Raw genomic sequence first — 17,308 nt, 5'->3', positions numbered from 1 at the left:
TCTAGAAAGACTACTCTAGCGCTGGCCCGAGCCGCGCCCCGGCTCCGCCTTCCTCAACCAACCAAGGAGACACCATGTCAGGCAGCAGCCTTTCGCCCTACCGCAAGCTCCGGATTGTCGCCACGGCGCTGGCGGCCGCAATCCTCGGCGCATGCGCACAAACCCCGCGCACCGCGCCCGCCGATGGCGCAACGAAAGCAGTCGTCCTGTTCCAGTCCTGCGCCAAGCCGGACTGGCCCGACGAGGACTTTCGCGCCGGCCACGACGGCACCGTCACGCTCAACTTCCTGGTCGGCGCCGATGGCAAGGCCACGCAAGCGACGATCCTGAAATCGAGCGGCTACCCGGCCATGGACGAGGCGGCGCGCGACGGGATCGTCAAATGCCAATTCAAGCCGGCTACCGTGGACGGAACACCGGTCGAGCGCTGGACCCAGATGCAGTACGTGTGGTCGCACGGCTGAACGCGCGGTGGGGTTCCTGCTGCCGCGGGTGCCGCACTTTTGGTTGTTAGTTCGAAAACAGTCAGTTAAGCTTGCCGGCTGACCAACAGATCCTGCCCCGATGTTTTTCAAACCTACCCATTTCGCATTCGCCGCTTCTGTTCTCGTTTCCCACGCCTCGATGGCGCAAACTACGATGCCGGCCACCACGCTCAGCAGCGAGCAAAAAGACGACAAGGAAAAGGCCAAGGAAAAGCCGATTCAAAGCGTCGAGGTGAAAGGCTCGGCAAGCAATTACGATCCGCGCCGCGACGACACCGCGAGCAAAACAGTGCTGAACCACGAGGAACTGACGAAGTACGGCGACAGCAATGTCTATGAGGTCCTCAAGCGGGCGCCGGGCGTGACGGTGACGGGCAACGTGATCCGGATGCGCGGGCTGGGCGCGGGCTATACGCAAATCCTCGTGAACGGCGACCGCCCGCCGCCGGGCTTTTCGCTGGATAACCTGGATCCCGACCAGATCGAGCGCATCGAGATCATGCGCGCGGCCACCGCCGAATATTCGATGCAGGCGATCGCCGGGACAATCAACATCGTGCTGCGCAAAATGGTGTCCAAGCCGCAGCGCGACCTGCGCATCGGCATCATGAATTCGCCGCAGAGCAAGTTCGAAACGGTGGGAGGCACCTGGGCGGAAAAGCGCGGGAACGCGTCCTGGTTCCTCAACGGCTCGCTGTTCGCCAACCGCAACCAGATCGACAGCACCAGCGCGGACGAATTTACCCTGCCCTCCGGCGACGTGCGCCAACTGCGCGAATCGCGCTTTCGCGGCACCGGCTCCAGCCATGGCCTGGCGCTGTTCCCACGCCTGTCATGGAAGTTCGACAACGGCGATGAACTGAACCTGCAGGCCGGCGCCCAAGCCTTCCGTTCCCGCTGGAACAGCAACTGGCAGACCCGGAACCTGGTCGGCAGCTTCCCTGCCCCGGAATGGATGGAAGGCAACGACCACACCCCGGGCAGCCAGCGCATGCTGCGCGGCGAAATCAACTGGATCGCCAAGCGCGCGGGCGGCAAGCTCGACGTCGCGCTCTCGATGGAGCGCGGCCGGAACGAAAACGATTCCGACACCCTGCGCTATACCGAAGGCCGGGCCCTGCGCCTGGATCGCGACTGGGACACGATCAACCGCACCAGCCGCTATTCCTTGCGCGGCAAATTCACCCGTTCGCTGTTTGACGGGCATGCGCTGGTCACCGGCATGGACGCCAGCGTGCAAACGAGCGACGAAACGCGCGACCGCCGCGAGCAGCTGGCGGACGCCCCGCTCGTCCATTTCGTCGAATATTTCCAGCCGCGGATCACGCGGCTGGCCGGCTTCGTGCAGGACGAATGGAATGTGACGAAGCAATGGTCGGTGTACCTGGGCACGCGCTGGGAAGGCGTACAGACGGACAGCGAAGGCACGGGGCTGGTCGCAACGACGTCGCGCAACCATGTACTCAGCCCCGTCGCGCAGACGCTGTACAAGTTCCCGGGCGCGAGCGGCCGCCAGCTGCGGCTGGCCCTGACCCGCACCTACAAGGCCCCGACCACCAACGAGCTGACGGCGCGGCGATTCGAGTCCGCCACCAATACCCGGTTCAGCCCCGACTCCGGCGGCAACCCCAACCTGCGGCCGGAGCTGGCCACGGGCATCGACCTGGGCTATGAACACTTCTGGGCGCCGGGTGCGCTGTTCTCGGTCAACGCGTCGCGGCGCGCCATTACCGATTACATCCGCACGCGCCTGGACCTGGACGCCTCAGGCCGCTGGGTCTATCAGCCGGTGAACGACGGCACCGCACAGGTGCGTTCGCTCGAGACCGAACTGAAGCTGCCGCTCAAACTGCTCACTCCGGCGCTCGATGGCCTCGACGTGCGCGCCAGCGCCAGCCGCAACTGGTCGCGCGTGGCCGCCGTGCCCGGCCCCAACAACCGGCTCGACGCGCAAACGCCCTTGTCGGCAACGGTCGGCTTCGATTATCGAAAAGGCGGCCTGAGCTTTGGTTCGAGCCTGGCTTACCAGAAGAATGGCTGGGTCCGGATTTCGGAAGCACAAAGCCAGCGCCAGCAAGCGCGCCGCGACCTGGACGCCTATTTATTGTGGAAGCTGGATGCGCGCTACCAGTTGCGCCTGTCCTTGGCGAACCTGCTACGGGTGGACAACAAGTCGGACCGCCGTTATCTGGATGCCGAGGGCTTGTCGCGCCAGACCAGCTTCCAGCCCGGCGTGATGCGCGCGGGCTTGAGCCTGGAAATGAAACTCTGAGCACGTCATCCCGGCGTGCGCCGGGACGACGTCGGCGGTGTGCCGGATCAGACGGCGAAGGTCAGCTCGCAGCCGGTCTTCTCGGCGATCTCACTCTTGGTCACGCCCGGCGCCAGCTCGACCACCTTCAGGCCGTGGGGAGTCACGTCGATCACGCACAGGTCGGTGATGATGCGGTCCACCACGCCCACGCCGGTCAGCGGCAGGTCGCACTTCTCGAGGATCTTGTGCGAGGTCGAGCCATCCTTGGCGGTGGCCACGTGCTCCATCACCACCACCACGCGCTTGACGCCGGCCACCAGGTCCATCGCGCCGCCCATGCCCTTGACCATCTTGCCCGGAATCATCCAGTTGGCCAGGTCGCCGCGCTCGGACACCTGCATCGCGCCGAGGATCGCCAGGTTGATCTTGCCGCCGCGGATCATGCCGAACGAATCGGCCGAGCTGAAGTAGGCCGCGCCCGGCAGCGCCGTCACGGTCTGCTTGCCGGCATTGATGAGGTCGGCGTCGATCTCGGCTTCGGTCGGGAACGGGCCAATGCCGAGCAGGCCGTTTTCGGACTGCAGGAACACTTCGATGCCGCTGGGGACGTAGTTGGCCACCAGGGTCGGCAGGCCGATGCCGAGGTTGACGTAGAAACCGTCTTGCAGTTCCTGGGCCGCGCGCGCGGCCATTTGATCACGAGTCCATGCCATGTTTGTCTCCGAAAGCTGATCTTAGTTGGAACGCACGGTGCGCTGTTCGATGCGCTTTTCCGGGTTCGGGTTGTGAACGATGCGGTGCACGAAAATGCTCGGGGTGTGCACCTGGTCCGGGTCGATCTCTCCGACCTCGACCAGCTTTTCGACTTCCACGATGCAGACCTTGCCTGCGGTGGCGACGTTCGGATTGAAGTTGCGCGCGGTCTTGCGGAACACCAGGTTGCCCGCCTTGTCGGCCATGTAGGCCTTGACCAGCGAGACGTCCGGCACCAGCGAGCGTTCCATCACATACATGTCGCCGTCGAACTCGCGCACTTCCTTGCCTTCAGCGACAATGGTGCCGTAGCCGGTCTTGGTGAAGAAGGCCGGGATGCCGGCGCCGCCGGCGCGCAGCTTTTCCGCCAGCGTGCCCTGCGGCGTGAATTCCAGCTCCAGTTCGCCGGCCAGGAACTGCCGTGCGAATTCCTTGTTCTCGCCAACATAGGACGAAATCATCTTCTTGATCTGACGCGTTTCGAGCAGCATGCCCAGACCGAAGCCATCGACACCGGCGTTGTTGGAGATCGCGGTCAGGCCCTTGACGCCCGAGTCGCGCAGCGCCAGGATCAGCGCCTCCGGAATGCCGCACAGGCCGAAGCCGCCCACGGCGATGGTCTGGCCATCTTTGACGATACCGGCCAGCGCCGATGCCGCATCAGGATAAACTTTATTCATACCCGTCCCTTGAATAGTTAAGCAGAACGCTCTTTGTGACTGCAGAGTAGAATCTCAGCATAAAATACGCCCGTGCAAAGCACAATACCGTAGAAATACCGGCAACACGGCATTCGGAGACGACACGATTTGCATCAGATGAACGCATCATACGCCATTGATTACGAGCTGATTTTCCAGCACGCCCCAGTGGGCATGTGCATCTCGGTGAACCGTGTGATCCAGTCGTGCAACCACGCGCTGGCCGCAATGTTCGGCTACGACAAGGGCCAGCTGGATGGCCAGTCGTTCGCCGTGCTCTACCCCACCATGGACGAGTTCCTGCGCACGGGCGACCGCATTATCCCGATCATGAACGCGCGTGGCCGCTACTCGGACGAGCGCATCATGCGCCGCGGCAATGGCGAGCTGTTCTGGTGCCACGTGACCGGCCGCGCGCTCGATCCCGGCGAGCCGCTGGGCGCGGGCGTGTGGACCTTCGAGGACGTGAGCGAAAAGCGCCCGGTAACGGCGGAGCTGACCCCGCGCGAGCGCGAGATCGCGGCCCTGCTGGTCGAGGGCAAGACCAGCAAGGTGATCGCGCGCGAGACCGACCTGTCGCCGCGCACGGTGGAGATGCATCGCGCCAAGCTGATGCGCAAGTTCGCCGCATCCACCTCCTCCGAGCTCGTGCACAAGCTGGTTGGCGTGACGCGCTGAACCCTGTCAACGCATACGCGCCTGCGCGTCGCGAATACTGTCGAGGATGATCGCTTCAAGCCGTTGTGCGGGCGCGCTCAGATCCGCCGCCGAGCGATGCAGCGCCAGCCCGATGCAGCCGAGCGCCGGCAACCCGGCATTGGCGCCAGCCTGAATCCGCAAGCCCGGCGCCAGGCCAAAACCAGTTCTGACAGTGACACCAAGTCCCGCGGCAACCGCGGCCCAGACGCCGCCCAGGCTTGGACTGGTGAACGCCAGCCGCCAGGCAGTGCCGGCCCGGTCCAGCGCTTCCGTGGCCAGCTTGCGCAGCACGCACTGGCCATCCACGGCAACCAGCGGCAGCGGTTCGCGGCCAGGCTGCCAGCGCAGCAATGAGGCATCGGCCGGCCCGATCCACTGCAGGGCGTAGGAGCCGACTTCCTGCATGTGCGCCGTCGTGTCGCCGGCATTCCACGCGAGGGCAAGGTCCAGTTCCCCCTTTTCGATACGCGCGATCAGGTCGGCGTTGCGCCCAACGCGCGCTTCTATTCGAACCGACGGGTGCGTGCGGGCGAAGCGCCCCAGCATCTCGGACAGCATGTGCTCGCCGAAATCCTCCTGCAAACCCAGCCTGACGGCGCCGGCCAGGTCGGCACTGCCAAGCGCCATCCATGCTTCGTCGTTCAACTCGAGCAAGCGCCGCGCGTAACTCAAGAGCAGTTCGCCGGCGTCGGTCAGCACCAGGTGGCGCCCGGCCTTGCTCGCGAGCGCTGTGCCGGCCTGCTCCTCCAGCTTCTTGAGCTGCGCACTGACCGCCGAGGTCGAACGGCCCAGCCGGTCCGCCGCCTTGGCAAAGCTGCCCAGCTCCATGCCAAGGCAAAAGGTGCGCATGGCGTCCAGGTCGAAATTGACTCGCCTCATCTGATCGTCCGGTTATTCGGGATGATTGATTCGAAATTATCCGATTTTCAGGATTATTGTCGAGTAATACCATTGCCTCGTCAATTACCAGCGCAGGAGGCATGATGAGTACAAACAAAGAACAAGTGCAGCAGGCGATGGCCGCGCTCGCGCCCAAGCTGGCGCAAGTGACCAGCGACGTCCTGTTCGGCGATATCTGGGAGCGCGACGGCCTGTCCCGGCGCGACCGCAGCCTGGTCACCGTGGCTGCCCTGGTCGCGCTCTACCGGCTCGAACAGTTGCCCTTCCACCTGGAGCGCGCGCTCGAGAACGGCGTGACGCGCGACGAGCTGGCAGAGGTGATCACGCACCTCGCCTTCTATGCGGGATGGCCAACGGCCGCCAGTGCCGTCCAGCTGCTGCACCAGGCCTGCGCCGGCAAACCGGCCTGAAGGAGCGCGCCATGCCCTACGTTCGCATCTCCCTCCTGCGCGGCAAATCCGACGACTACCTGGACCAGCTTTCGCGCAACGTGCATCGCGCCATGGTCGAGGTCTTCGACACCCCGCCAACGGATCGCTTCCAGGTTATCCAGCAATGCGGGTCGAACGAACTCGTCTTCGACCGCGACTACCTGTGCGGCCCCCGTTCCGACGGCTTTGTCCTCATCTGCATCACCGCCGGCAAACCGCGGCCAGCGGCAGCCAAGCAGGCCTTGTACCGCCGCCTGTGCGAACTGCTCGCGGCTGCGCCCGGCATCCGGCCTGAAGACGTGATGGTGATCATCAACACGACGGCTGCCGAGGACTGGTCCTTTGGCAATGGCCTAGCGGCAAACCAACTTACCCAGCCATGATGGAGGCGCAATGATCTCAATGCAGTACAGCTTTGTCCTGCCGTCGGACTACGACATGTCGGTAATCGATCGCCGTATCGCCGACAAGGGAAGCATGACGGACGGTTTCCCCGGCCTGGCGTTCAAGGCCTACCTGAGCGCGCGCAAGGGCGAGCGCGGCGCCAGTGACAATCGCTACGCCCCCTTTTATCTGTGGCACGGGCCGGCGGGCATGAACGACTTCCTGTCCGGCCCCGGCTTCGTTGCCTTGTCGCAGTCGTTCGGGTGGCCTTCCGTCGCTGCCTGGTCGGTATGGCATGCGGAACTTGCACCGGGCATCGAGCATGCGCGCTATGCCACTTGCGAGCGGCTTGCCATTGCCCCGCATACGCGGCTGGAGCAGCTGCGCGCAGCGGAAACGGCGCTCGCCCAGTCCTGCGTCAGCCAGAACAAGGCGCTCGTCGCTGTCGCCGGGTATGAGCCGACCACCTGGACGCTGGTACGGTTCGGGCTTTGGGCGGACCTGCCGCCGGATCTGGCGGACGGCGCGCAGGTCTACCGCGTCGGGCATGTCTCGCGCTGCTGCGCGGGATAAGCGTAGGCTGACCTTGGCCGAGCGATCAGGCGGCAGGCAGCAGGGCGCGCACCGCGTCCGGCACCGGCACCGACTTCTCGGCGGCGAAGTTCACCCACACGACCTTGGCGCCGCCTTGCGCGTACAGGTCGCCGGCCTTGCCATCCGGCCCCACCAGGCGAATCTCGTGCGTGACGTCGAAGCTGGAACGCCCCGGCGGCCCGACATAGGTGGTCACCTCGATTTCGCCCGGATACTTCAGCTGCCTGATGAACGAGCATTGCGCGCTCACGATCACCGGCCCCTCGGTCACGCTGCCCGGGTCCGGCGTGCCGCCCGCCTCTTCCAGCCACGCAATGCGGGCCGATTCGATATAGCGGAAATACACCGTGTTGTTCACGTGCCCCATTGCATCCATGTCGCCCCAGCGGATGGGCATCCGCATGACGTGTACCTGCTTCTTGTTGCTCATGCTTTTTGTTTCTTTGCTTCCTATTGCGCCGTCATGCCGTCGTCCGCGGTGATGATCGCTCCGTTGATGAAATGGGTTTCTTCGGCCGCCAGCAAGAGCAGCAGCCCGTCGAGGTCTTCCGGCTTGCCGGGACGCTTCCTCGGCAGCATGTCGAGCAGCTTCTTGCCGTTGTCGGTACCGAAGTATTCTTCGTTCAGCTCGGTGGAAATGAAGCCCGGGCAGATGGCGTTGACGTTGATGCCATACTTGCCCCACTCCACCGCCATCGCCTTGGTCATCTGCACCACGGCAGCCTTGCTCATGCAATACACGCCGATCTGGGGCAGCACCCGCAGGCCTGCGACCGATGCAATGTTGACGATGCGATGCTGCTTGCGGGTGTCGGCCTTTGCTCGCAGGATCATGCGCTTGGCCACCTGCTGCGCCACAAAGAAAGCGCCGCGCAGGTTGGTGTCCATGATGTAGCCGAAATCTTCTTCGGACACATCGATCAGCCGCTGGGTGGTGGAAACGCCCGAGTTGTTGATCAGGATATCGAGCGGACCTGCCTCGGTTTCGGCATGCGCGACCGCAGCCTTGATGCTGGCAAGATCGGTGACGTCGAGCGCCACGACGTGCGCCGCACCGCCATCGGCCTCGATCTCGGCCCGCAGTTCCTTGAGGCGTTCGGTGTGCGGCGAGGCCAGCACGACCTGCGCGCCGGCGCCCGCGAGCGCCTTGGCAAAACGTGCGCCCAGGGCGCTGGACGCGCCGGTGACCAGCGCGATCTTGCCTTCAAAATTTACTTCAATGCCCACGTGGTGGCTCCTGTTGCTGCTTAAGGATGTTCGGTTGGGAAGCCATCATCATTACACAAATTGCCAGAATTAGAGTCCAAGCTCTGATTATCCCCGTAAAATAGCGGTCAAAGTTGCAATCCCCACTAAAAAGACGCACACTCGTGCTTAAATTTTTTAACTCTACAAGAAGATGACCGAGACCACCAACCTCGTTGAACAATTCGGACCGCGCGAAGCCATGGAGTATGACGTGGTGATCGTCGGCGGCGGTCCTGCCGGCCTGTCCGCCGCCATCCGCCTGAAACAACTGGCGCAAGAAAAGGGACAGGAAGTATCCGTCTGCGTGCTGGAAAAAGGCAGCGAAGTCGGCGCCCACATCCTGTCGGGCGCCGTCATGGACCCGCGTGCGATCAGCGAGCTGATCCCGAACTGGAAGGAGCTGGGCGCGCCCCTGAACACCGCGGTCACCGAAGACCGCGTGCTGTTCCTGACCGAGACCAAGGCCTACCAGACCCCGTCGTTCGCGGTGCCCAAGTGCTTCGAGAACCACGGCAACTACATCGTCTCGCTGGCCAACGTAGTGCGCTGGCTGGGCCAGCAGGCCGAAGCGCTGGGCGTCGAGATCTTCCCGGGCTTCCCGGCGGCCGAAGTGCTGTACAACGATGACGGCTCGGTCAAGGGCGTCGCTACCGGCAACATGGGCGTGAACCGCGAGGGCGAGCCGACCGACGCGTTCCAGCTCGGCATGGAACTGCACGCCAAGTACACGCTGTTCGCGGAAGGCGCGCGCGGCCACCTGGGCAAGCAGCTGATGGCCAAGTTTGACCTGAACAAGGGCAAGGATCCGCAAACCTACGGCATCGGCATCAAGGAGCTGTGGGAGATCGACCCGGCCAAGCACAAGCCGGGCCTGGTGATCCACACGGCCGGCTGGCCGCTGGAGAACGATACCTACGGCGGCTCGTTCCTGTACCACCTCGAGAACAACCAGGTCGCAGTCGGCTTCGTGGTGGGCCTGGCCTACCAGAACCCCTATCTGTCGCCGTACGAGGAATTCCAGCGCTACAAGACGCACCCGGCGATCCGCACCTTCTTCGAAGGCGGCAAGCGCATTTCCTACGGCGCGCGCGCGATCACCGCGGGCGGCCTGCAGTCGCTGCCCAAGCTGGTGTTCCCGGGCGGCGCGCTGATCGGCTGCGACGCCGGCTTCCTGAACACCTCGCGCATCAAGGGCAGCCATGCGGCGATCAAGAGCGGCATGCTGGCGGCAGATTCGGCATTCGCAGCGCTGGGCGAGAACCGCCAGCACGACGAGCTGGCAAGCTACCCGGCCGCGTTCGAGCAGTCGTGGCTGCACGAAGAGCTGCACGTGGCGCGCAACTTCAAGCCGTGGATGGCCAAGGGGCTGGTGCTCGGCTCGATCATGACCGGCATCGACCAGATCGTCTTCCGTGGCAAGGCGCCGTGGACGCTGCACCACCAGCACGCCGACCACGAGTGCCTGAAGCCCGCTTCCGGGTTCAAGCCGATCGTGTATCCCAAGCCGGACGGCAAGCTGACCTTCGACCGCCTGTCGTCGGTGTTCATCTCGAACACCAACCATGCCGAGGACCAGCCGGTGCACCTGACGCTCAAGAACAAGGACGTGCCGGTGGAGGTCAACCTGGCCCGCTTCGCGGGACCGGAGCAGCGCTACTGCCCGGCCGGCGTCTACGAGTTCGTGAAGACGGACGAGGGCAAGGACCGGTTGCAGATCAACGCGCAGAACTGCGTGCACTGCAAGACCTGCGACATCAAGGACCCGACGCAGAACATCGTGTGGGTCACGCCGGAAGGCGGCGGCGGGCCGAACTACCCGAACATGTAAGTCCTTCAGCCACCCCAAAAACCGTCGTCCCCGCGCAGGCGGGGACCCATAGGCCGCGTGAACTTACGCTCGGCATGGGTCCCCGCCTGCGCGGGGACGACGTTTTGGGGCCGACGAATCGGATCGCGGCGCGAACGGGAGACGCCGTCTACTAGTGTTGCTGGTGGCCCCGGTTAAGCCTTTGTTCGGCGTAGCGCTGCAGCTGCTCGAACACCAGGCTCAGGACCCAGTAGATGCAGGCCGCCGCAATGTACAGCGGCAGCGGCTGGAAGGTGGTGGCGATGACTTCCTTGGTCGCCAGCATCAGCTCGGTCATGGTGATGACGGAGACCAGCGAGGTATCCTTGATCAGGCTGATGAGGGTGTTGCTCATCGACGGCACCGCTACCCGCAGCGCCTGCGGCAGCACCACGAAGCGCAGCGCCTGGCCATAGGTCAGGCCCAGGCTGTAGCTGGCGCGCCACTGGCCGATACCGATGCTCCGGATCGCGCCGCGCAGGCTTTCGGACAAGTAGGCGCCGGCATTGAGCGACAGCGCCAGGATGCCGGCCGTGACCGGGGTGAATTCAATGCCCACGCTGGGCAGGCCGTAGTAAATGACGAACAGCTGCACCAGGAGCGGCGTGCCGCGCATCGCGCTCACGTACAGCGAGGCCGGCCAGCGCAGCAGCGCCCACGGGGCAATCCGCATCACGGCGGTGGGAAAGCCGAGCACCAGGCCGCCCAGCATGGCGGCCACGGCAAACAGCAGGGTGTAGCCGGCGCCGGTCAGCATCACCGGCGCGGCTTCGCGCAGCAATTCGACAAGATTCATCCGCCCGCCTTACTGCGCCGGGCGGCTGGCATCGGTACCGAACCACTTCATCGAAATCGCCTTCAGGCTGCCGTCGGCGGTGGCCTCGGCGATGGCCTTGTTGAGCGCGGCCTTGAACCTGGGGTTCCCCTTCTGGAACGGGATGCCCATCTTCGACACCACGCCCACGCGCGTGCCGGCGCGGATCGGCAGGCGCGAGTTCTTCAGCAGGAACGGCACCATCAGACTGTCGTTCAGGGCAGCGTCGATGCGGCCGAAGGCCAGGTCCTGCAGCGTCTCCGGCGTGGCCGGGTAGCTCTTCACGTCCACGCCCGGCACGGTCTTGATCTGCTGCTCGAACACGGTGCCCTGCCCCACGCCGACCTTCTTGCCCTTCAGCTCCGCCAGGCTCGCATAGTTGGTGCGGTCGTTGCTGCGCTGGACCAGCTGCGGGCTGGAGTACGTGTACGGCTCGGAGAAGTCGAAGGTTTCCTCGCGCTTGGGCGTGATGCCCACCTGGCTAATGATCACGTCGTACTTGCCGGTGGACAGGCCCGCCAGGATCGCCGACCACTCGGTGCTGATGAACTCCGGCTTGAGCCCCATCTTTGCGGCCAGCACACGGGCCACCTCGACGTCATAGCCGCTCAGCTGGCCGGTCTTCTGGTCCTTGAAGTTGAACGGCGGATAGGTGCCCTCCAGCGCGATGCGCAAGCTGCCGCGTGCCTTGACGGTATCGAGCAGGTCGGCGGCACTGGCCGGCAGGGCCAGCCCGGCCGCCAGCAGCAGCGCGCCCGCCTTGAGGGCACGGCGGCGGAGGGTGTTCAGGGAATCCTTGCGCATCACGGTCACCAAGTTTCTCCGGAAAAAGCTTGAGTACGCTTTTATAACCGAAAACCGCTTTTCGTGAGAAGCAAAAGTTCCGTCAATACAAGACGTTGCGGGCGCGCGTGCCGAACTTGTGGCCGCTGACGAGGGTCGTGCTGTCGACCAGGCTCGACAGGCCCATGATGAGCTGGACCAGCTTGTCGCTGGGCAGCACCCAGATCCGGCCCTTCGGCGCCTCGGCGCCAGTGGCGGCGATGATCAGGGGCGCAATCCATTCCGCGTCCGGCTCCACGTCCAGGATCACGGCGTCTGCACCCGTCTGCATGACGACCTCGCCGCCGGGCGCGAGCGTGAAGCGCACGCCATAGCCGGTCTCCTTGGGGCTGATCAGCTCCTGCATGGCCATGTTGTGCTCCTCGATCCACAGCTCGACGTCCTGCGGCGTCTCGAGGGGCGTCCACGGAACGGGGCGAAAGCGCGGCTTGTCGATGGGTGCATTCATGGTGGTGCGGATAGGAAATCTGGAGCGGTATCGTAAGGCATTTCGGCGCCCCGGGCCATCACGAACTTGGCGCTTGCCACGAGGTCATAGCATGCAGGGAGGGAAGCGTCATGAAAGCGCAACAGCCATACGAGCCGCGGCACGGCGGCTACGTTTCGGAGTTCGAAGAATTCCTGGGCCGCTATGTGCACCAGCACCCCGCCGTCGAGAAGGACCAGCAGCACGGCTGGTACCTGCTGTGGGACAAGCAAGTGGACCTGGACGAGCTGGCCAAGGAGCAGCGCGACCATGTTCCGCTGCCACCGTATTACTACGAGTGAGCCCATGTAGGGTGGGCAGGTTTCCTGCCCACGCGTTCAACCATCGCATGCGGTTGCGCTGCGCTGGCGCTGGCTGGACGCGTGGGCAGCACAGCTGCCCACCCTACAAGTTCACGACCCGGGCACTGACGCGTGCGCCCTCGACCACCAGCTCCCCCAGCGCAATCGGCAAGCTGAAGCGCCGCCGGCCCGCACTGCCGGGATTCACGTACAGCACGCCGTCGCGCTCGGCCTGGGCCGGTTTGTGCGAGTGCCCCGCCACCACTACCCGCGCGCCTTCGGCCGCCGGATCGATGGCCAGCTCCTTCAGGTCGTGGATCACGTACACGGCAACGTCCTCGAAGCGCACCAGCGCGGTCGCGGGCAGCGCGCGCGCCCACGGGGCCGTGTCATTATTGCCGCGCACCGTCGTCAGGGGCGCGATGGCCGCCAGCCGGGCCAGGATGTCCGGCGCGCCGATGTCGCCGCCGTGGATGATGTGGTCGGCTCCGGCCAGAAAGCCGAGCGCTTCCGGCCGCAGCAGGCCGTGGGTGTCGGAAATCAGGCCGATGCGCAAACGGCGCCCCTACAAGCGCCGGGTCGAGGCCATCTTGGCGGCCAGGTAGATCGAATACAGGGCCGCCAGGCCCACCAGCGTGTACACCAGCCGGCTGCCGGCGCTGTCGGCGCCAAACACGCTGGCGACCACGTCGATGCCGGATATCCCGATCATGCCCCAGTTCAGCCCGCCGATGATCAGCAGGGCCATTGCAATGTAGTCGAGCGCGGACATCACCGAGCCGCGCCCCTCGCGCAGCGCCACGCGCCGTTCGGGCATCTGCCGCCGGTCGATGGTGGGTGCATTCATCGTTGCCATCACTGTCTCCTTCGCGAAAACGGCCGGCCGGCGCAAGGCCGGACCAAGCATGTGACAACGAATTATCGCCCAAGTTTTGGGCGCGTTCAGCCCTGCCAGGTGCGGTTCAGGCCAGTATCGGTGTGGATCCAGCCGCCCTTGGGACCGGAGCGGTAGTAAAAGCCAACCCCGCCCTTGCGGAAGCTCCTGACCAGCCCGCCCAGCACTTCCTCGTTCAGGCTGGCGATGCGGATGTCCGCCGCCTTGCCCGACATGTGCAACGACTGGCGCGCGGCCGGCACGCCCGACTCGATCAGGCGCTTGTTGGAGGCCGGGGTGCGGTAGCCGGACAGGATCTCGAGCGGCTGCTCCATGCCGTAGCGGGCGATGAAGGCTTGCGTGCCCCACAGCGTTTCAAGCAGCTTGGGGTCGATCGGGATGGTGGCCTTGCCGTTCACGTCGCGCAGCAGGTGGCACAGCTCCTGGTAGGCCGAGTCGATGATGTCGCCGTCCTTCCAGTACAGCACGCGCGCCTTTTCGCCGCTTTGCGGGCGGACCACCGTCAGCGTGCGCGGCTTGACCCAGAAGTCCAGGTCGAGCAGCTGGGCGTCGAACAGGTCGGGCGGGGGCGCCATGCTGGTGGTGCCGGCCGGCTCCACCGGTTGCGGCTGGGCGCGGGCAACGACTTTGGGCGATGCCTTGTGGGCTGCGCTGGCGTTGGCGCAACCGATCAGAGGGACGGACAGGGCACCGAGCGCGGTCAGGCTGATGCCGTGCTGGAGGAATTCTCTGCGTGAAGCCATGGCGTACTCAACATTGCGAGGTTCGTACTATAACGCAATGGCTCAGCGGAAAAAAGGGAATGGCGGGATATCGGCGCGTTATTCGCCGCTGCAGTTGCAAAAACGCTTGCGGGCGGCGGGGTCGCAGGCGCCGTCGGTCTTCAGGCTTTTCCACATCAGGTCGCACTCCAGGCCGAAGCAGGCCTTTTCCTTGCCGGCGTTGGCATAGCCGTGACGCTCGAAGAAGGCGCTGGACGAGGCCGGGCTGTGCAGGTGCAGCTTGCTGATGCTCCAGCAGCGCGCCTGCTGCTCCAGCGCACCCAGCAGCGCGCGGCCGACCCCGGCGCGCAGCGTGTCGGGCAGCACATAGCACAGGGCGACCTTGCCGGCCTGGGTCAGCAGGCCCAGACCCAGCAGCTGGCCGTCGCGCTCGGCCACGACTGCGTGGTTGCTGGGGGTGGAAAACCAGGTGGCAACGGTTTGCGGCGTTTTATTGCCGAGCCAGTTGTCGAGGATATCGGATTGGCCCAGGTGGTCCGGCGCGCAACCTTCGGCGATGGAGCGGCGCAGCAGCGCGCAGGCGGCTGGTGCGTCACTTAACAATGCTTGTCGAATTTCGATACCCATCTCTTCCAGCAAGAAAAAACAAAACCATGGACTTTCGGCGTCACCGATTGCGCGAACTATACACTGTAGTGCGAATGGCTGCTGTGAGCGCATGCATATCCGGCCCGACTTCTAAGCATATGACAAAACTGTCGTTCCGTTCGGACCGGATTTTTCGGAACATGAATTGTTTCCAAAGTTTTGATAGCGAGAACAATATGACGACCACTCCCCTCTCCTCCCTGCGCCGCGTGCTCCTTGGCCTGGCACTGGCCGCCGCGCTGCCCGTGTCGGCCAACGCGAAAGACGTCGAATTGCTGAATGTCTCGTACGACGTCGCGCGTGAACTGTACAAGGACATCAACCCGGCCTTCGTTGCCGAATACAAGAAAAAGGCCGGCGAAAACATCACCATCAAGCAGTCGCACGCCGCATCGAGCAAGCAGGCGCGGGCGGTGGCCGACGGCCTGGAGGCCTCGGTCGTAACGATGAACCAAGCCAACGACATCGACTTCCTGGCCGAGAAGGGCCTGGTGTCCAAGGACTGGGCCAAGAAGTTCCCTAACGACGCCGCGCCCTACTACTCGACCATGGTGTTCCTGGTGCGCAAGGGCAATCCGAAAGGCATCCATGACTGGGCCGACCTGGCCAAGCCGGGCGTGCAGGTGGTGATCCCGAACCCGAAGACTGCCGGCAACGGCCGCTACACGTATCTCGCCGCCTGGGGCTCGGTATTGAAGAAAGGCGGCAACGAGGCGCAGGCGCGTGACCTGGTCAAGCGCATCTTCAAGAACGTGCCGATCCTGGATGCGGGCGGGCGCGCCGCGACCACCACCTTCACCCAGCGCCAGATCGGCGACGCGCTGGTGACCTTCGAGAACGAAGTGAACCTGGTGCGCAAGGAATTCGGCGACAACTTCGAAGTCGTGTACCCGGCGGTGTCGGTGCTGGCCGAGTCGCCGGTGGCGGTGGTGGACAAGGTGGTGGACCGCAAGGGCATCCGCAAGGAAGCGACGGATTACCTGAACTTCCTGTATTCGGAAACCGGCCAGACCATCGGCGCCCAGCACTTCCTGCGCGTGCGTAACCAGGCGGTGATGAAGAAATTCGCCGGCAACTACAAGCCGATCACCCTGTTCACCGTGCAGGACGTGTTTGGCGGCTGGCAGAAGGCCCAGAAGGTACACTTCGACGACGGCGGCGAATTCGATAAGATTTACCAGTCGAAATAAGCAAACCGCCGGTGCGCGCCGGCAAAAACCAGGGCCCCGCCAGCGTGCGGGGCTTTTTTTGTTACATTTTTTAGCGAAGAGCTTGCTTTTTTCCCGTGCGCCATAGACATAGCGCATGCTTGGTGCTATCTTCCAACTTAAAGTAGTTTCTCAACAGACAGATGTATTTCACTGCCGACTATGGCAGTTTTATCCGTCACCCCCTTCTACCCGACTATGATGAAAAAACTGTTCGCCGCAGTACTGATGTCGTTTTCGGCCGCCGCCGCCGTGGCGGTGCCGTTCGGATCGCAATCGGTGCTTGTGGTGGAAGACGATACCGGCAAGGTCCTGCTCGAAAAGAACGCAGACCGCCTGATGCCGATCGCTTCCCTGACCAAGCTGATGACCGCGATGGTCGTGCTTGACGCCAAGCAGGACATGGACGAGCCGATCGAGATTGAACAATCGGACGTGGACGTGATCAAGCACAGCAGCTCGCGCGTGCCGGTGGGCGCGACCATCCCGCGCCGCGACGTGCTGCAGCTGGCGCTGATGTCGTCCGATAACCGCGCCGCCGCCTCGCTGGCCCGCACCTATCCGGGCGGCCCGGCGGCATTCAAGGCCGCGGTCAAGCGCAAGATCGCCGCGCTGGGCATGACCCAGACCGCGATCGAAGAGCCGACCGGCCTGAACCCGGCCAACCGCTCGACCGCGGAAGACCTGGTGAAGATGGCGCACGCCGCCTCGCGCTACCCGGAGATCACGCGCATCACCACCGATCCGAAGGACATCATCAACATCAAGGGCCGCGAGGTGGAATACCACAACACCAACCGCCTGGTGGGCGCCAAGGGCTGGGACATCGGACTGTCCAAGACCGGCTACACGCAGGAAGCGGGCCGCTGCCTGATCATGAAGGTCAAAGCCGCCGGCAAGAACGCGACCATGGTGCTGCTGAACGCGGGCGCATCGTCGGTGCGCGTGCTCGATGCGCTCAACATTCGCCGCTACGTATTGGGTGACAACAGCTCGACCGCCTTTGCAGCGAACGCGCCGCGTGCAAAGGCCAGCGCCGGCGGTACGCGCCGCGTGAAGCATGTGAAGGCGCGCCGCCGCCATCGCTGATCGGCGCAACGTCTGCACAAAAGGCC

General features: G+C 64.3%; 22 protein-coding genes. 10 read left to right on the top strand and 12 right to left on the bottom strand.

All coding sequences use genetic code 11. From position 1 onward, the window contains the following. Window positions 1-74: 74 nt before the first annotated feature. A complete protein-coding gene (locus NX773_RS06455) occupies window positions 75-464 on the top strand; it encodes an energy transducer TonB (protein WP_258855499.1) in 390 nt (129 codons plus the stop codon). Window positions 465-624: 160 nt separating this feature from the next. After that, a complete protein-coding gene (locus NX773_RS06450; protein ID WP_258855498.1) occupies window positions 625-2,757 on the top strand; it encodes a TonB-dependent receptor plug domain-containing protein in 2,133 nt (710 codons plus the stop codon). 47 nt (window positions 2,758-2,804) lie between these two features. Here NX773_RS06450 and NX773_RS06445 read toward each other — a convergent pair whose 3' ends face one another. Together NX773_RS06445 and NX773_RS06440 are read right to left on the bottom strand one after the other, a co-directional pair. Next, window positions 2,805-3,452 (bottom strand): 3-oxoacid CoA-transferase subunit B, encoded by a 648-nt coding sequence (locus tag NX773_RS06445; protein WP_258855497.1) that lies wholly within the window; start codon window positions 3,450-3,452, stop codon window positions 2,805-2,807. A 21-nt stretch (window positions 3,453-3,473) separates the two neighbouring features. Further along, window positions 3,474-4,172 (bottom strand): CoA transferase subunit A, encoded by a 699-nt coding sequence (locus tag NX773_RS06440; protein ID WP_258855496.1) that lies wholly within the window; start codon window positions 4,170-4,172, stop codon window positions 3,474-3,476. 138 nt (window positions 4,173-4,310) lie between these two features. Here NX773_RS06440 and NX773_RS06435 point away from each other — a divergent pair, with 138 nt between their 5' ends. After that, window positions 4,311-4,871, top strand: a complete 561-nt coding sequence (locus tag NX773_RS06435) for a PAS and helix-turn-helix domain-containing protein (protein ID WP_258855495.1) — start codon at window positions 4,311-4,313, stop codon at window positions 4,869-4,871. 6 nt (window positions 4,872-4,877) lie between these two features. On the opposite strand, the gene NX773_RS06430 is transcribed toward NX773_RS06435, so the two are convergent. Next, entirely contained in the window at window positions 4,878-5,771 is an 894-nt protein-coding gene (locus tag NX773_RS06430) for a LysR substrate-binding domain-containing protein (protein WP_258855494.1), read from the bottom strand. Between the two features lie 104 nt (window positions 5,772-5,875). Between NX773_RS06430 and NX773_RS06425 the strand changes: the two genes are divergently transcribed. From NX773_RS06425 to NX773_RS06415, 3 genes are read left to right on the top strand one after another with little or no spacing between them, the layout of a single operon-like run. After that, window positions 5,876-6,202, top strand: coding sequence for a carboxymuconolactone decarboxylase family protein (locus NX773_RS06425; protein ID WP_258855493.1), 327 nt, complete (start codon window positions 5,876-5,878; stop codon window positions 6,200-6,202). A gap of 11 nt (window positions 6,203-6,213) precedes the next feature. Beyond that, window positions 6,214-6,606: a tautomerase family protein gene (locus NX773_RS06420; protein ID WP_258855492.1), complete on the top strand. Its 393-nt coding sequence runs from the start codon at window positions 6,214-6,216 to the stop codon at window positions 6,604-6,606. Window positions 6,607-6,616: 10 nt separating this feature from the next. Beyond that, a complete protein-coding gene (locus NX773_RS06415; protein WP_258855491.1) occupies window positions 6,617-7,180 on the top strand; it encodes a DUF4865 family protein in 564 nt (187 codons plus the stop codon). Between the two features lie 25 nt (window positions 7,181-7,205). Here the strand turns inward: NX773_RS06415 and NX773_RS06410 are convergent, their stop codons facing one another. Both NX773_RS06410 and NX773_RS06405 read right to left on the bottom strand, forming a co-directional pair. After that, complete coding sequence (locus NX773_RS06410; protein WP_370662220.1) at window positions 7,206-7,631, bottom strand: acyl-CoA thioesterase; 426 nt, start codon at window positions 7,629-7,631, stop codon at window positions 7,206-7,208. Window positions 7,632-7,651: 20 nt separating this feature from the next. Continuing rightward, entirely contained in the window at window positions 7,652-8,428 is a 777-nt protein-coding gene (locus NX773_RS06405; protein ID WP_258855490.1) for an SDR family oxidoreductase, read from the bottom strand. Window positions 8,429-8,600: 172 nt separating this feature from the next. Between NX773_RS06405 and NX773_RS06400 the strand changes: the two genes are divergently transcribed. Next, complete coding sequence (locus tag NX773_RS06400) at window positions 8,601-10,277, top strand: electron transfer flavoprotein-ubiquinone oxidoreductase (RefSeq protein WP_258855489.1); 1,677 nt, start codon at window positions 8,601-8,603, stop codon at window positions 10,275-10,277. Between the two features lie 151 nt (window positions 10,278-10,428). On the opposite strand, the gene NX773_RS06395 is transcribed toward NX773_RS06400, so the two are convergent. The 3 genes from NX773_RS06395 to NX773_RS06385 all read right to left on the bottom strand — a co-directional run bounded on the left by NX773_RS06395 (window position 10,429) and on the right by NX773_RS06385 (window position 12,400). Beyond that, window positions 10,429-11,091 (bottom strand): amino acid ABC transporter permease, encoded by a 663-nt coding sequence (locus tag NX773_RS06395; RefSeq protein ID WP_258855488.1) that lies wholly within the window; start codon window positions 11,089-11,091, stop codon window positions 10,429-10,431. A gap of 9 nt (window positions 11,092-11,100) precedes the next feature. Beyond that, on the bottom strand, window positions 11,101-11,913 hold the full coding sequence (locus NX773_RS06390; protein WP_258855487.1) for a cystine ABC transporter substrate-binding protein: 813 nt from the start codon (window positions 11,911-11,913) through the stop codon (window positions 11,101-11,103). 82 nt (window positions 11,914-11,995) lie between these two features. Continuing rightward, window positions 11,996-12,400, bottom strand: coding sequence for a hypothetical protein (locus tag NX773_RS06385; protein WP_258855486.1), 405 nt, complete (start codon window positions 12,398-12,400; stop codon window positions 11,996-11,998). A gap of 110 nt (window positions 12,401-12,510) precedes the next feature. Between NX773_RS06385 and NX773_RS06380 the strand changes: the two genes are divergently transcribed. Continuing rightward, complete coding sequence (locus tag NX773_RS06380) at window positions 12,511-12,720, top strand: DUF3460 family protein (RefSeq protein ID WP_258855485.1); 210 nt, start codon at window positions 12,511-12,513, stop codon at window positions 12,718-12,720. A 103-nt stretch (window positions 12,721-12,823) separates the two neighbouring features. On the opposite strand, the gene NX773_RS06375 is transcribed toward NX773_RS06380, so the two are convergent. From NX773_RS06375 to NX773_RS06360, 4 genes are all read right to left on the bottom strand, one after another. Further along, window positions 12,824-13,276, bottom strand: a complete 453-nt coding sequence (locus NX773_RS06375; protein WP_258855484.1) for a metallophosphoesterase family protein — start codon at window positions 13,274-13,276, stop codon at window positions 12,824-12,826. Window positions 13,277-13,285: 9 nt separating this feature from the next. After that, complete coding sequence (locus tag NX773_RS06370; RefSeq protein ID WP_258855483.1) at window positions 13,286-13,576, bottom strand: DUF378 domain-containing protein; 291 nt, start codon at window positions 13,574-13,576, stop codon at window positions 13,286-13,288. Window positions 13,577-13,662: 86 nt separating this feature from the next. Continuing rightward, window positions 13,663-14,358 (bottom strand): YcbK family protein, encoded by a 696-nt coding sequence (locus NX773_RS06365; protein ID WP_258855482.1) that lies wholly within the window; start codon window positions 14,356-14,358, stop codon window positions 13,663-13,665. 78 nt (window positions 14,359-14,436) lie between these two features. Then, complete coding sequence (locus tag NX773_RS06360; RefSeq protein ID WP_258855481.1) at window positions 14,437-14,964, bottom strand: GNAT family N-acetyltransferase; 528 nt, start codon at window positions 14,962-14,964, stop codon at window positions 14,437-14,439. Between the two features lie 197 nt (window positions 14,965-15,161). On the opposite strand from NX773_RS06360, the gene NX773_RS06355 reads away from it, so the two are divergent. Together NX773_RS06355 and NX773_RS06350 are read left to right on the top strand one after the other, a co-directional pair. Further along, a complete protein-coding gene (locus tag NX773_RS06355) occupies window positions 15,162-16,175 on the top strand; it encodes a sulfate ABC transporter substrate-binding protein (protein WP_258855480.1) in 1,014 nt (337 codons plus the stop codon). Between the two features lie 216 nt (window positions 16,176-16,391). Next, the gene (locus NX773_RS06350) at window positions 16,392-17,282 is read left to right on the top strand and encodes a serine hydrolase (protein WP_258855479.1); all 891 of its coding nucleotides are present in this window, start codon (window positions 16,392-16,394) and stop codon (window positions 17,280-17,282) included. Window positions 17,283-17,308 lie beyond the last annotated feature (26 nt).

It is taken from the genome of Massilia solisilvae (assembly GCF_024753215.1).
Lineage (GTDB): Bacteria > Pseudomonadota > Gammaproteobacteria > Burkholderiales > Burkholderiaceae_D > Telluria > Telluria solisilvae.
Note: the sequence above shows the minus strand (reverse complement) of the source record. Positions and strands in the feature narration are given on the sequence as shown.

Excerpts from the sequence above, each read along its gene's own strand:
- NX773_RS06400 (WP_258855489.1), top strand. The coding sequence starts at position 8,601 with ATGACCGAGACCACCAACCTCGTTGAACAATTCGGACCGCGCGAAGCC.
- NX773_RS06410 (WP_370662220.1), bottom strand. The coding sequence starts at position 7,631 with ATGAGCAACAAGAAGCAGGTACACGTCATGCGGATGCCCATCCGCTGG.
- NX773_RS06385 (WP_258855486.1), bottom strand. The coding sequence starts at position 12,400 with ATGAATGCACCCATCGACAAGCCGCGCTTTCGCCCCGTTCCGTGGACG.
- NX773_RS06350 (WP_258855479.1), top strand. The coding sequence starts at position 16,392 with ATGATGAAAAAACTGTTCGCCGCAGTACTGATGTCGTTTTCGGCCGCC.
- NX773_RS06390 (WP_258855487.1), bottom strand. The coding sequence starts at position 11,913 with ATGCGCAAGGATTCCCTGAACACCCTCCGCCGCCGTGCCCTCAAGGCG.
- NX773_RS06455 (WP_258855499.1), top strand. The coding sequence starts at position 75 with ATGTCAGGCAGCAGCCTTTCGCCCTACCGCAAGCTCCGGATTGTCGCC.
- NX773_RS06445 (WP_258855497.1), bottom strand. The coding sequence starts at position 3,452 with ATGGCATGGACTCGTGATCAAATGGCCGCGCGCGCGGCCCAGGAACTG.
- NX773_RS06355 (WP_258855480.1), top strand. The coding sequence starts at position 15,162 with ATGACGACCACTCCCCTCTCCTCCCTGCGCCGCGTGCTCCTTGGCCTG.
- NX773_RS06430 (WP_258855494.1), bottom strand. The coding sequence starts at position 5,771 with ATGAGGCGAGTCAATTTCGACCTGGACGCCATGCGCACCTTTTGCCTT.
- NX773_RS06425 (WP_258855493.1), top strand. The coding sequence starts at position 5,876 with ATGAGTACAAACAAAGAACAAGTGCAGCAGGCGATGGCCGCGCTCGCG.
- NX773_RS06450 (WP_258855498.1), top strand. The coding sequence starts at position 625 with ATGGCGCAAACTACGATGCCGGCCACCACGCTCAGCAGCGAGCAAAAA.
- NX773_RS06365 (WP_258855482.1), bottom strand. The coding sequence starts at position 14,358 with ATGGCTTCACGCAGAGAATTCCTCCAGCACGGCATCAGCCTGACCGCG.
- NX773_RS06370 (WP_258855483.1), bottom strand. The coding sequence starts at position 13,576 with ATGGCAACGATGAATGCACCCACCATCGACCGGCGGCAGATGCCCGAA.
- NX773_RS06380 (WP_258855485.1), top strand. The coding sequence starts at position 12,511 with ATGAAAGCGCAACAGCCATACGAGCCGCGGCACGGCGGCTACGTTTCG.
- NX773_RS06395 (WP_258855488.1), bottom strand. The coding sequence starts at position 11,091 with ATGAATCTTGTCGAATTGCTGCGCGAAGCCGCGCCGGTGATGCTGACC.
- NX773_RS06360 (WP_258855481.1), bottom strand. The coding sequence starts at position 14,964 with ATGGGTATCGAAATTCGACAAGCATTGTTAAGTGACGCACCAGCCGCC.
- NX773_RS06420 (WP_258855492.1), top strand. The coding sequence starts at position 6,214 with ATGCCCTACGTTCGCATCTCCCTCCTGCGCGGCAAATCCGACGACTAC.
- NX773_RS06415 (WP_258855491.1), top strand. The coding sequence starts at position 6,617 with ATGATCTCAATGCAGTACAGCTTTGTCCTGCCGTCGGACTACGACATG.
- NX773_RS06440 (WP_258855496.1), bottom strand. The coding sequence starts at position 4,172 with ATGAATAAAGTTTATCCTGATGCGGCATCGGCGCTGGCCGGTATCGTC.
- NX773_RS06435 (WP_258855495.1), top strand. The coding sequence starts at position 4,311 with ATGAACGCATCATACGCCATTGATTACGAGCTGATTTTCCAGCACGCC.